The sequence below is a fragment of the Pelagibacterium halotolerans B2 genome (genome assembly GCF_000230555.1).
In the GTDB taxonomy this organism is placed as follows: domain Bacteria; phylum Pseudomonadota; class Alphaproteobacteria; order Rhizobiales; family Devosiaceae; genus Pelagibacterium; species Pelagibacterium halotolerans.
The window spans coordinates 1,313,924-1,326,420 of record NC_016078.1 but is presented as its reverse complement, the minus strand read 5'-3'; the positions used below and the strand labels follow the sequence as shown (position 1 = coordinate 1,326,420).

At 59.8% G+C, this 12,497-nt stretch carries 11 protein-coding genes; 2 read left to right on the top strand and 9 right to left on the bottom strand.

Going from position 1 to position 12,497, the window contains the following annotated elements; genetic code table 11:
* Positions 1-15 precede the first annotated feature (15 nt).
* Positions 16-1,452 (top strand): glutamate--tRNA ligase, encoded by a 1,437-nt coding sequence (gene gltX / locus KKY_RS06500; RefSeq protein ID WP_014130521.1) that lies wholly within the window; start codon positions 16-18, stop codon positions 1,450-1,452.
* A 178-nt stretch (positions 1,453-1,630) separates the two neighbouring features.
* Positions 1,631-2,920 carry a citrate synthase gene (gene gltA / locus KKY_RS06495; protein WP_014130520.1) on the top strand — a complete coding sequence of 430 codons (1,290 nt, stop codon included), beginning with the start codon at positions 1,631-1,633 and terminating at the stop codon, positions 2,918-2,920.
* Here gltA and KKY_RS06490 read toward each other — a convergent pair.
* From KKY_RS06490 to KKY_RS06450, 9 genes are all read right to left on the bottom strand, one after another.
* Positions 2,917-4,035, bottom strand: a complete 1,119-nt coding sequence (locus tag KKY_RS06490) for a lipid-A-disaccharide synthase (RefSeq protein WP_014130519.1) — start codon at positions 4,033-4,035, stop codon at positions 2,917-2,919. The two genes, gltA and KKY_RS06490, sit on opposite strands and share 4 nt — an antisense overlap.
* A complete protein-coding gene (gene lpxI / locus KKY_RS19505) occupies positions 4,028-4,855 on the bottom strand; it encodes a UDP-2,3-diacylglucosamine diphosphatase LpxI domain-containing protein (protein WP_014130518.1) in 828 nt (275 codons plus the stop codon). The genes KKY_RS06490 and lpxI overlap by 8 nt, the downstream gene beginning before the upstream one ends.
* A complete protein-coding gene (gene lpxA, locus KKY_RS06480; protein ID WP_014130517.1) occupies positions 4,852-5,661 on the bottom strand; it encodes an acyl-ACP--UDP-N-acetylglucosamine O-acyltransferase in 810 nt (269 codons plus the stop codon). The genes lpxI and lpxA overlap by 4 nt, the downstream gene beginning before the upstream one ends.
* Positions 5,658-6,095 carry a 3-hydroxyacyl-ACP dehydratase FabZ gene (gene fabZ / locus KKY_RS06475; protein ID WP_014130516.1) on the bottom strand — a complete coding sequence of 146 codons (438 nt, stop codon included), beginning with the start codon at positions 6,093-6,095 and terminating at the stop codon, positions 5,658-5,660. The genes lpxA and fabZ overlap by 4 nt, the downstream gene beginning before the upstream one ends.
* Positions 6,096-6,142: 47 nt before the next feature.
* Positions 6,143-7,165, bottom strand: a complete 1,023-nt coding sequence (lpxD, locus tag KKY_RS06470) for a UDP-3-O-(3-hydroxymyristoyl)glucosamine N-acyltransferase (RefSeq protein ID WP_014130515.1) — start codon at positions 7,163-7,165, stop codon at positions 6,143-6,145.
* A gap of 170 nt (positions 7,166-7,335) precedes the next feature.
* On the bottom strand, positions 7,336-9,414 hold the full coding sequence (gene bamA / locus KKY_RS06465; RefSeq protein ID WP_244404069.1) for an outer membrane protein assembly factor BamA: 2,079 nt from the start codon (positions 9,412-9,414) through the stop codon (positions 7,336-7,338).
* A 249-nt stretch (positions 9,415-9,663) separates the two neighbouring features.
* The gene (gene rseP / locus KKY_RS06460; protein ID WP_041529178.1) at positions 9,664-10,773 is read right to left on the bottom strand and encodes an RIP metalloprotease RseP; all 1,110 of its coding nucleotides are present in this window, start codon (positions 10,771-10,773) and stop codon (positions 9,664-9,666) included.
* Positions 10,774-10,840: 67 nt separating this feature from the next.
* The gene (locus KKY_RS06455) at positions 10,841-11,650 is read right to left on the bottom strand and encodes a phosphatidate cytidylyltransferase (RefSeq protein ID WP_014130512.1); all 810 of its coding nucleotides are present in this window, start codon (positions 11,648-11,650) and stop codon (positions 10,841-10,843) included.
* Between the two features lie 62 nt (positions 11,651-11,712).
* Positions 11,713-12,462 carry an isoprenyl transferase gene (locus tag KKY_RS06450; protein ID WP_014130511.1) on the bottom strand — a complete coding sequence of 250 codons (750 nt, stop codon included), beginning with the start codon at positions 12,460-12,462 and terminating at the stop codon, positions 11,713-11,715.
* Between the last annotated feature and the right edge of the window lie 35 nt (positions 12,463-12,497).

Below are 12,497 nucleotides of genomic sequence, written 5' to 3'. Positions count from 1 at the left end.
CAAGCGGTAAGCCTTATGTCCAAGCCCGTCGTCACGCGTTTTGCGCCCTCACCCACAGGTTTCCTGCATATCGGGGGCGCGCGCACAGCTCTTTTCAACTGGGTGTTCGCGCGCAAGATGGGCGGCAAGATGCTGCTGCGCATTGAAGATACCGATCGTGAACGCTCGACCGAAGCAGCGGTTGCCGCGATTCTGGACGGCATGAGTTGGCTGGGGCTCGACTGGGACGGCGAGCCCATCAGTCAGTTCGCACGTGCCGATCGTCATGCGGAAGTCGCGCTGCAACTGCTTGCCAGCGGCAATGCCTACAAGTGCTATTGCACGCCGCAGGAGTTGACCGAGATGCGCGAAAAGGCGCGCGCCGAGGGCCGCCCGCCGCGGTATGACGGGCGCTGGCGCGACCGCGATGCATCCGACGCGCCCGAGGGCGTCAAGCCGGTCGTGCGGATAAAGGCGCCCCAGTCAGGGGACATCGTGGTCAAAGACCGGGTCCAGGGCGATGTGGTGTTCAAGGCTGAAAACCTCGACGATTTCATCATTCTGCGCTCCGACGGCACGCCCACTTACATGCACGCCGTGGTCGTGGACGATCACGACATGGGCGTGACCCACATTATTCGCGGCGACGACCACTTGACCAACGCGGCCCGGCAGATCGTTATTTACCGGGCGATGGGCTGGGACGTGCCGGACATGGCGCATATTCCGCTAATTCACGGTCCCGACGGGGCCAAACTGTCCAAGCGTCATGGTGCAATGGGGGTCGAGGCCTATCGGCAGATGGGCTATCTGCCCGAGGCGCTGCGCAACTATCTGGCCCGGCTGGGCTGGGCGCATGGCGACGACGAGATCTTTTCGACCGACCAGATGGTTGAGTGGTTCTCGCTGGAGGCGCTGAACAAGGGCGCGTCGCGCTTCGATTTCGTCAAGCTCGACAATTTGAACGGTCACTATATCCGCTCGGCAGACGCCGCGCGGCTTTACGACGTCATGGTCGATACGGCTTCGGAAACCGGGCGCAACGCCGACTATGCGGGGTTGGTTTCCAACAAGGACACGGTCATGGCGGCGATCCCCGAATTGCAGCCGCGTGCCAAGACGGTACTCGAACTGATCGATCTTGCACAGTTCATCTATGCCGAACGGCCCCTGCCGATCGACGACAAGGCGGCCCAATTGCTCAATGAGGAAAGTGTTGCGCATCTCGCGGCGCTGACGACCGCGTTTGCAGCGCTCGAGCACTGGACGGTAGAGGCCCTCGACGGGACGGTGCGGGCCTATGCGGAAACAGTCGGGCTGAAGCTGGGCAAGGTTGCGCAGCCCTTGCGGGCCGCGTTGACGGGTCGGACGATTTCGCCGGGCATTTTCGAAGTCATGGTGCTGATCGGACGCGACGAGAGCCTGGCACGGCTATCCGATGTCGTGGGCGTTGGCGAAAAAGCCCTTTCCTAGCGGCACGATCGTCTCCGACTTTCGTTTTACCTATACGTCAAGAGCCATGACGTAGTTGCATGGCGGGCCGATTTCGGATACCCAAGCGAAGCATTTTTTAAAGACGTCATTGTGCGTGTTCAGAGCCCGTGAGCCAGCGCTTGCGAGGGGCTTGAGCCGAAACCCGGGAGGCACATGAATGAGCGATAAATCCGCAAAACTTACTCTGGGCGATGAGAGCTTCGAGTTCCCGGTGCTGAGCGGCACGGTGGGACCCGATGTCATCGACATTCGCTCGCTCTACGCCAAGACCGGGTTGTTTACTTACGACCCTGGTTTCACCTCGACGGCGGCTTGCGACAGCGCCATCACCTATATCGACGGTGACAAGGGCGAACTGCTCTATCGTGGCTATCCCATCGATCAGCTCGCCGACAAGAGTTCTTATATCGAAGTCTGCTATCTCCTGCTTTATGGCGAGCTGCCTTCGAAGGCCGAACTGAAAGATTTCGAGAACCGGGTGACCCGGCACACCATGGTGCATGAACAAATGCACTATTTCTATCGCGGGTTCCGGCGCGATGCGCACCCGATGGCGATCGTGACCGGGGTTGTCGGCGCGATGGCTGCATTCTACCATGACTCCACCGATATTTCGGACCCAGAGCAGCGCGAAATCGCCTCGATCCGCATGATCGCGAAGTTGCCGACCATCGCCGCGATGGCCTATAAATATTCGGTGGGCCAGCCCTTCGTTTATCCGCGCAATGATCTCGATTACGCTTCGAACTTCCTGCACATGTGCTTTGCGGTGCCGGCCGAGGAGTACAAGGTCGATCCCGTGGTCGCCAGGGCCATGGACCGCATCTTCACGCTTCATGCGGACCACGAACAGAACGCTTCGACCTCGACGGTGCGTTTGTCGGGGTCTTCGGATGCAAACCCGTTTGCCTGTATCGCTGCGGGTGTCGCGTGCCTTTGGGGACCTGCGCATGGCGGGGCCAACGAGGCCGCGTTGAACATGTTGCGCCAGATTGGCACTGTGGACCGCATCCCTGAATTCATCGAACGAGCCAAGGACAAGAACGATCCGTTCCGTTTGATGGGCTTCGGGCACCGGGTGTACAAGAACTACGATCCGCGGGCAGCAGTGATGCAGGAATCGGCACGTGAAGTGCTTGATCTGCTGGGTGTTGAAAACAACCCCACGCTGCAGGTTGCGCAGGAACTCGAAAAGATCGCGCTGGAAGATCCATATTTCGTCGAGCGCAAGCTATACCCGAATGTCGACTTCTATTCGGGGATCATTCTCGATGCCATCGGCTTCCCCACTTCCATGTTCACCGCGATCTTTGCGCTCTCGCGCACGGTAGGCTGGATCGCACAGTGGAAAGAAATGATCGGCGACCCGCAGAAAAAGATCGGCCGGCCGCGTCAACTCTACAACGGCGCAACCATGCGCGATTACGTGGATATCTCGGCTCGCTAAATGTGAGCGAGAATTCGCTCGACAGGGTCTTGAAGGGGCGCTTCCGGCGCCCCTTTTTCCATTAGGGCGCGGATTTCCTGGAAGTTGCATCTCTGTAAGTCCAGAGCGTCGGCGTTCTCGACAAGAGCAAGGGCCGCGTCGGCCAGTTTGTCCGGCTCGCCATTTTGCGCGAACAGAATTTCGGGGGTCACCGCTTTTCCGGCGATAATGTTGGGCAATCCGATAAAGGGCGTCGTTGCCTTTTTGAACATGCGGACCTGAGCGCCTTCGGCGACATAGGTCAGGATGTGAGGCACTCCGGAAAGCGCGAGTTCGAGCGTAACGGTTCCGCTGACGGCGACAGCGGCGACGGCCTGTTCGATGGCGGATTGGCGATCCTGCGAGGTGACGAGCACTGCGACCGGGATTGGCCACTGGGCCACTATGCGCGAAATCCGGGCCGCCTGAGACCGGGTGGAGAGAATGAGAAACCCGGTGACAGCGGCGTGTTTCGACAAGCGCCGGACCACTTCGGCCATCATGGGAAGGTGCCGTGCGATCTCTCCCCTGCGGCTGCCCGGGAGCAGCAATATGGGGCCGGCGGCAGGCTGGGCCGGACGCATCGGGTATTTCCCAAGCGCGGGGTGCCCGACATAGGCGGTTTTCGGTCCGCCGAGCCGTTGCATGGCGGCTGGCTCGAACGGGAGGACGCTGAGAACTTCGTCGAAAATTCCTGCAAGCTTTCTGGCTCGCTCGGCGCCCCAGGCCCAAACCGCCGGAGCGACATAAAGGATGATGGTGCCACGATACCCGCGCTTGCGCAGCGTTCGGGCGACGACTTTTGAAAAGACCTGGGCGTCGATAAGGACTACGACGCTCGGGTTTTGCCGCTGGACGGCAGAGACGACCTGACGGGCACGCCAAAGCAGCAAGGGCAGCCGCATGATGACGTCCCGATAGCCCATGACGGCAAGGTCATCGATGGAAAAGAGCGAGGAGAGCCCCTCACCTTCCATAGCATCGCCCCCCACACCTGAAATGGACAGATCTGGACGGGCGCGGCGCAGGCCAGCGATCAGATCGGCGCCAATGCGGTCACCTGACGCTTCGCCAGCGAGAATGAAGATGCTAGTCATCTTGCGCCGCAACACCGATTAGGGCAATGCCTGCGGCATCGGCTGCAGCGATGAGTTCCTCGCGACCAATCAGCAGGGTGCGGCCGGTTTCGACGACAATCGCTTCGATGCCGACCATTTGAGCCAGGGCTACGGTATTTTTGCCGATTGCGGGAAGATCGACATGCAGAGGCTGGCCCGGCTTGGAGGTCTTGGCCAGAACCAGATGCCCACGCCCATCCCCAATCAGGCCGCGCTCGCGGAAGGCCCGGCACCGTGCAAGCAGTTCGTCGGTACCGCCGATATCCTCGGTTGCAATGATCCTCGCGCCGGCGGCGACGAGTGCCTGCCCCAGATCGAGCGCACCAGCCCTGCGAGCAGCCGAGAAGGCGAATTCTGCGGTGCGAAGCAACTCATCCTCGGCGGGAATCGCTCCGATCTGACCTTGAGGCGCGAGAAGATCGGAAACGATCTCGTGCACGCCGATAAAGGGCAGGCCCAACATCTTGAGCAGGGTCGCGCCGAGCTGGGAGAGCTTGCTGTCTCCCTTAGCTGCGGATCCCTTGTCGCCAGCAAACTCGGCGAAGGTCTCACGTTCCCGGTCAGACATATGCATTCCACCGACGGCACAGACATGGGTGGCCTTGAACCTGCGGATTTCGCGAAGAACCTGGTCGGGACGAGACACTTTGATCTGAAAAGGGGCCTCCGAGTCGAGGTCGGCGCGCGGATGCAGTGCGAGAACGCGAATCTCCCATCCCGCATCGCGTGCGGCAGCTATGGCCTGCGGCACAAGATCGCCCGAACCGGCCACGAGCGCCAAACGGCCGGGCGTGTTCATTGCTCGGCTGGCGTGCCGTTGCGTGGCATGCAGAGCGCGCGCTCGGACGGCTTCCTGATGAACTCGATCACTTCCTCGACGAGTGCTTCGCCCTTGAAGATTTCTGCAGCGTCCTCAATGCGCTCACGCAAGGTACCTTCGCTCGAGAAGATCATGCGATAGGCGGCCCGGAGGGCATGAATGGATTCGCGATCGAACTTGCGGCGCTTGAGGCCCACAAGGTTCAGCCCCCCGAGGTAGGCACGATTGCCGAGCACGGAACCATAGGGAATGACGTCGTTTTCGACAAATGACATGGCGCCGACGAAGGCATGGGCTCCGATGCGAACGAACTGATGCACGCCGCAGATCCCGCCGAAGCGAACGTAATCATCGACCACGCAATGGCCGGCGAGCGACGCCTGATTGGCCATCACCACATGATTGCCGACGCGGCAATCATGAGCGATGTGGACGCCGACCATGAGCAGGCAATGGTTTCCCACGCGGGTTTCCATGCCACCGCCGGCGGTGCCGGGATTGATGGTCACGTATTCGCGCAGAACGCAATCATCGCCGATGAAGACGGTGCTCGGTTCGCCCTCGAATTTGAGATCTTGCGGCGGCTGGCCGATCGACGAAAACGGGTAAATCGTTGTGCGGGCGCCTATGGAGGTGCGGCCGTCGATCGAGACGTGGGAGACGAGCTTGGCGCCGTCACCGAGGGTGACATCACCACCGACGATGCAATAGGGACCGATCGAGACGTCCTTGCCGAGGGTTGCCTTGTCGCTGACAATGGCTGTGGGGTGGATGGATGCTGTCACGCTTGTTCCTTGACGATCATCGCGCCGATTTCGGCCTCTGCGACGACGACGCCGTCAACTATTGCCTTTGCTTCGTAACGGCCAACGGTCTTGCGGCGGTGAATTTTCCGGATGTGATATTCGAGCCGGTCGCCGGGCTTGGCAGGCCTGCGGAATTTCACTGCATCCACCGTGAGAAGGTAGACGATGTGCTTGTCGCCGGATTTGTTCTCAAGATTAATAACGATGGCACCCGCCGTCTGGGCCATACCTTCGATGATGAGCACTCCGGGGAAAATGGGTTCGCCGGGAAAATGGCCCTGAAATTGTGGCTCGTTGAAGGTCACGTTCTTGATGCCAATGGCAGAATCGTCGCCGTCGATTTCGATAATGCGGTCGATCATCAGGAACGGGTAACGATGCGGAAGCGCCTTGAGGACAGCATCGATCTCCATTGTGGAGAGTTCGTTGGCCTGCTTGGCCGTATCAGGACTGAGGGTACTCAAGTCTTATCCCCTTTTGACAACCGTCTAACCGCTACGATTTCACGCTTCCACATCTTTACATCCTGGGCAGGCGCTCCGGCAATATTGGAGCCGGCGGGAAAGCTGTGGGTAACTCCCGAACGCGCAAGGACAAGCGTGCCCGCCCCCAACGTGAGGTGTCCCGCTGTGCCGGCGCCGCCACCCATAACGACACCATCCTCCAGGATGGTGGAGCCGGACAGCCCGCACATGCCCGAAATAACGCAATTGCGCCCGATACGACAGTTGTGGCCGACCTGAACGAGATTGTCGATCTTGGTTCCCTCGCCGATGACCGTATCGCCAAGCGTCCCGCGGTCCACAGTGGTGTTTGCTCCCAGTTCGACCCGGTCCTGGATGATGACGCGCCCGAGCTGCGGGATCTTGCGATGGCGGTCGGACCGCAACTGGAAACCGAAGCCTTCAGCGCCGATAACAACCCCTGGCTGGATAACGACCTCGTTGCCCAGATGGGCGCATTCGATTGAGACGTTCGAACCAATGACGCAATTGCGACCGATCGTTACGCCCGCTCCGATCGTGGCATTTGCACCGATCACGGTTCCCGATCCCACCTGGGCGTTGGCTCCTATCGAGACATTGGAGCCCAGCGTGACGCCAGGTTCGATCAGCGCGGCCGGCTCGATGCATGTGGAAGCGCGAATGACGGTCGCGCCATCGTCGGGATAAAGGATATTGAGGATGTCGACGAAGACATCATAGGGCTTTTCGCAAACGATGGCGGTCGCATGGACGGCTACCGCGGCAGCGAGGTCCGCTGTCACCAGAACGGCTCCGGCCCCACTGTGGGCCAACTGATCGGCATAAGATTTGCTCGCGGCAAACGAAAGGTTTGTCGGCCCGGCATCGGCCAGATCGCTGGCGCCCTCAATCGAGGCATCCGTGCGAAGACTGTCCGATAGCGCCTTGTGCCCTGCCGCCTTGAGCAGGTCCGACAGGAGTTGCGGGCCGGTGCTCTCATGAAATCGAGGGTCGATCATTGCTGCGCCTGAAAAAGAAACCGCGGCCCTGATACGCCGCGGTTTCCGTTATTTCAATATGAGCGGGCGATTTAGAGTGTAATCCTGCCCAATTTCATTGGGCCGGCGCCCTAAGCCCTTGTTGTTCGGTCGGTCGAACCGAAAACGTCTGCAACCTTTTCCGACCGACGTTAGAACAGCGTCGAAAGCGTCAGCTGGAACACCTGGGTGCGATCGAAGGTGTCCGGCTCGATCACGTGAGCGAAGTCACCCCGCAGCGGACCCAGCGGCGATTCCCAGATCAGCGAGCCGCCGACCGAGGATTTGAGCGGGTTGCCGATGCCATCGGCGGTTTCATATCCGCCAGCAGGGATGCCATCGATCCATCCGATATCGCCCCAAACCGCGCCGCGCAGGCCCCAGTTTTCCGGCAGGAAGGGCAGCGGGAAATCGATCTCCGCCGACAGGCCAGCATATGAGAGCACGCCAAGCGCGTCGCCAGTTCCGGCCGCACGGGCACCCATTCCGCCGAAGCGATAGCCACGAACAAGGCTCGGCCCGAGCTGGAAGGTGTCAGTTGGGTGAATGCCGCTGCCACCGAGGTCGGTGATCGTGCCGGCCTGGCCGCGCAGGCTGCCCACGACGCCCATTTCTTCCCAGATCGGATAGTAAACGCGGGCCCGGACTTCGGTCTTGAGGAAGTCGGCAGTCAGCGTCGTGTAGTCCTGCGAGAAGGAGAGAATCATGCCTTCTGTCGGACGTTGCTGGTTATCGAGCGTGTCGTAGGTCAACGTGTAACCGACGGTCAGGCGATCGCGCGTTCCGCCGATATAGGCGGGAGCGGCTGGTGCTTCGTCGTCGGTGAAGGTCACTTGTTCCAGCCCGAGTCGTGTGGTCAGCGTCAAATCCTGGGCGACAGGGAGCCCGAAGCGCAGTTGGCCACCAGTGGTCTCGGTTCCATACGAGAAGCTGGAGCCTTCAGCCGTAACGCGCCGGTACGCGTCCACACCTGCCGAAATGCGCAGGCCCATGAATCGCGGCTCGGTGAAGCTGAAATCGTAGGTCTCTCCATTTTCAGAGCGACCAAGGGCAACGCGCAGATATTGACCACGTCCGAGGAAGTTGCGTTCGGTAAGCGAGATTTCACCGAAAATGCCGTCGCGTGTGGAATAGCCTGCGCCCACACCGTAATCACCAGTGCTGCGCTCGACGACCGCGACATTGAGAATGATGCGATCGGGTGCGCTGCCCGGGGCGGATGTCACCTGCACGGACGAGAAGAAGCCCAGAGCCTCAATGTCGGCCCGGCCTTTGGTTACCAGCGCGCGATTGAAGGGATCGCCTTCGGCGAAATCGAACTCACGACGAATGACGAAGTCGCGTGTCTTGGTATTGCCGGTGATGTTGATGCGCTCAACGTAAACACGCGGACCTTCGTCAACCAGGTAGGTCACGTTGAAAGTGTTGTTGTTGATATCGCGGTCGATGCGCGGACGCACTTCGGCAAAGGGGTAGCCCTGATTGGTTGCGCGCACAGCAAGCTCGGATGTCGACTGACTGAGATCACGCAGCGAATAGCGGCTGCCAGCGCCGGTGCTGATACCGCCGCGCAGAGCATCGGCGTTCAAGCCGGGAATCGAGGTTTCGATTGCGACATTGCCAAAATCGTAACGCTCGCCCTCTTCGACGGTAAAGTTGATGAAGTAGGCATTGCGCGTGGCGTCAAACTCGGCAACCGAGGAGAGAACGCGCGCATCGGGGAAACCACGGTTGGCGTAATAGAGACGGACCCGCTCACGGTCGGCAGCGAGGCGGTCCTCGCTATAAAGATCGTCGCGGAAAAGCCAGCTGAAAATATGGGTTTCCTTGGTGGTCACGACACCCTTGAGCACCATGGAGCTGATGGAGTTGTTGCCGGTGAAGTTGATCGCAGCAATGCCTGCGCGGTCACCTTCATTGACCTGGAAGAAAACGCGGACCCGGCCATCGGTGGCCGGCTCGGTGCTGGTAGTAACCGTGACGTTGGAATAGCCCGCCTGAGCATAGGCAGCCTGAATGGTCTGAATGTCGTTGGCAATGCCGGCCTGGGTATAAATTCGGCGCGCAGCGACATCGACCATGGCCGAAAGCTGATTGTCATTGAAGCGGCTGTTGCCGTCGAACCCGATGGCGGAAACCTCGGTCCCATCAGCGACCTGCGCCTGCGCAGACGAAACCCCCAAAACCAGCGCCTCGCTTCCGATGAAGGGCGCAAAAGTGAAAAGCGCCATGGCGAGGAGGACGCTGTGCAAAAGCTTGGCTGATTTCATCATGATTGTTCTTGCTTGCCTTTTGAGACTTGTGCCGGGAATCGTCTCAAGACGTGGATTCCCCCATACTCCGATGACAGGTTTTACCTGTTTTTACTCCACGAGCAAGGCGAAACCCCCTGCCCTGCGGCCAAAAGATGGCCAGTCATGTATTCGTGCAACACTTGCTAACCCTTTGAAACCGTGCACTCCCCGCAATCCGGCCGGCATTCAAACCAGATCGTTGATGAGCGTGAAAACCATCAGCGTACACACCAGGGCAAAGCCTATGCGATATCCGATTTCCTGAACGCGCTGGCTCAGGGGACGGCCGCGAACAGCCTCGTAGAGGTAGTACATCAGATGCCCACCATCCAACATCGGTACTGGGAACAGGTTAATTATGCCGATGTTTAGCGATAAAAGTGCCGTAAGGTTAACCAATGCTAACAGGCCAAGTGTAGCGACTTCGCCGGAAACCTGTGCCATTCCAACCGGCCCGGCGACCTGATCGAGATCGGCGCGACCGATGAAAATGTCGCCCAGGAAGTTCAACGTCCGGTCAATGATGAAGGCAATCTCCTCGAAGGTCATGCCGACCGCCTCCAGTGGTCCGGGGCGGTAGAGCACGATATCGTCCTCGCCGACGTCACGGGTCACTCCCATGCGGCCAACCTTAAGCTCGCGTCCGAAACGGGTGGTGGTCGTTTCCGTGCGTGGAACAAGCGAAAGGTTCAACCGCTCGCCGTTGCGCTCGACAACCATCGAGACGGTGCGCTCGGGCGCCGTCGAGACGATTCGTTGCACATCCTCGAAGCCGCGAATTGCATAGCCATCGACGGACAGAAACCGATCGCCGGATTCAAGCCCCGCAACGGCGGCTGGAGAATCGGCGATCACGTCGCCGACCACCGGATCGAGGGTCAGCCGCCCGTAGCCGAGCAGCATGGCGTAAAGAATCAGGAAGGTGAGGAGAAAATTGGCTGCCGGGCCGGCTACCACTACGGCCATACGCTGGAAAACAGATTTGTTGGAGAACAAATTGGCCCGGATAGCCGGGTCGTATTTGTCGGCGTCAGGATCGGGCACGCTTGCCGCCTTCATGTCGCCGGTGAACTTGACGTAGCCGCCGAGCGGGAAGGCTGCAATGCGCCATCTTGTGCCGCGCTTGTCGGTCCAACCTATCAGTTCGGGGCCGAACCCGATTGAAAAGGCATCAATCGCCACCCCGTTCCAGCGGGCGACAAGGTAGTGACCCATTTCGTGGACAAAGACGATGACCGTCAGGATGGCCAGAAAGGGTATGATGTAGTTCAGGAAGAACGGAAGTTCGCCGATCATCAAAAAATACCTTTCGAGCGATGCAAGCACATAGGCCATTGGCCGGGCAATATGTCGAATTGGCGTCCTACCAGAACAGGATGCCCTGGGGTACCGCGCCGAGCCCGCGATTGGCCAGTCCAATGCACCACAGCACGATGCCGGCCGCTGTCAGACTGTCGATGCGATCCATCAGTCCGCCGTGCCCCGGGATTATGTCTCCGCTGTCCTTCACCGCAAAGCGACGCTTTACCGCGCTCTCTGCCAGATCGCCCAACTGACCGGAAATCGAAATGACGACGGAGATGAGAAGTCCTATGGCAAATGGCGACGGCGTATCAAGCACCCAGCCGGCGAGAAACCATACGGCGATGCCGCTCAGCGTGCCTGCGCAGAGCCCGCCGGCCGCTCCCGACCAGGTCTTGGAGGGAGACACTTCGGGGGACAGCTTGGTCCCGCCAACGATGCGGCCGATGAAATAGGCGCCGATATCGGTCATCCAAACGATCGACACCAGGAATATGCCTGCCCAGATGCCGACGGCCGAACTGCCGCGAATGGCGAGAAAGGCAATCGTCGCAAAGCCGAAAAACACGAGGCCGCCAATGCGCCAGTGGCGGTTTGGCGCTCTGATGACAAGAGCCAGGGCGATTGCGGCTCCGAAAACAATTGCGCTCGTCCATGCCCCATTCATCGGATGGGCGATTGCGGCAATCGCAATCATTCCCATGAACAACACGGACGGCCACCCCGACTGACGTCCGGTGATCATGGCTTCCCATTCGCGATAGGACCCAGCCATGACGAGCGCGATCAGAAGAGCAAAGGGTATCCAGCCGGCAACCAGCGCGATAGCGGTCAAGGGAATAAGAACGATAGCCGAGAGCAGACGCGGCAAAAGATCCGGTCCGAAGGGCCAAAGTCTTGAAAATGCTTTCGGCGCCCTACCCTTTTCTTCCGTCACGTCCTAACACCGCCAAACCGTCTGTCGCGCGCAGTGTAGGACTTGAGTGCACGGACGAAAACCGCTTCGTCGAAGTCGGGCCAATTCTCCTCGACAAAGACCAGTTCGGCATAGGCGGACTGCCAAAGCAGAAAATTGGATAGTCTCATCTCGCCGCTGGTGCGCAAAATCAGGTCGGGATCGGGCAGACCGGAGGTGTCGAGATGGCGGGCTATGGTGGCTTCATCGATGCTGTCGGGATCGAGTTCGCCAGAGGCGACCTTGCGGGCTATGGCCCGCGTCGCATTGACGATCTCGGTCTTGGCGCCATAGTTGAAGGCGATGACAAGGTCGAGCCCGGTGTTTGCCGCGGTTCGGGACTCCACATCGTGGATAATACCGCGCAGGCCACGCTCCAGTCCCTCGCGTCCCCCGATAATGCGAATGCGCACGTTTTGGTCGTGCAGCCTTTCAAGGTCGGACGTAACGAACCGCCGCAAGAGGCCGAAAATAAAACGCACTTCATCTGGCGGTCGGCGCCAGTTTTCGGCTGAAAAAGAGAACAGGGTAAGACAATCGACGCCGTACTCGATGGCCAGCGCCACGATGCGACGGACCGCTTCGACGCCAGCCTTGTGGCCCTCTGAGCGCCCCAGTCCGCGCTGCTTGGCCCAACGGCCATTGCCATCCATGATCACGCCGATATGGCGCGGGATCTTGAGACCGCGCTGTGCCTCTATCGATGCTGTAGCCGGATGTGTCGACATCGGTTTCCTCAGACCGGAGCCAATCCGGCGCCCGC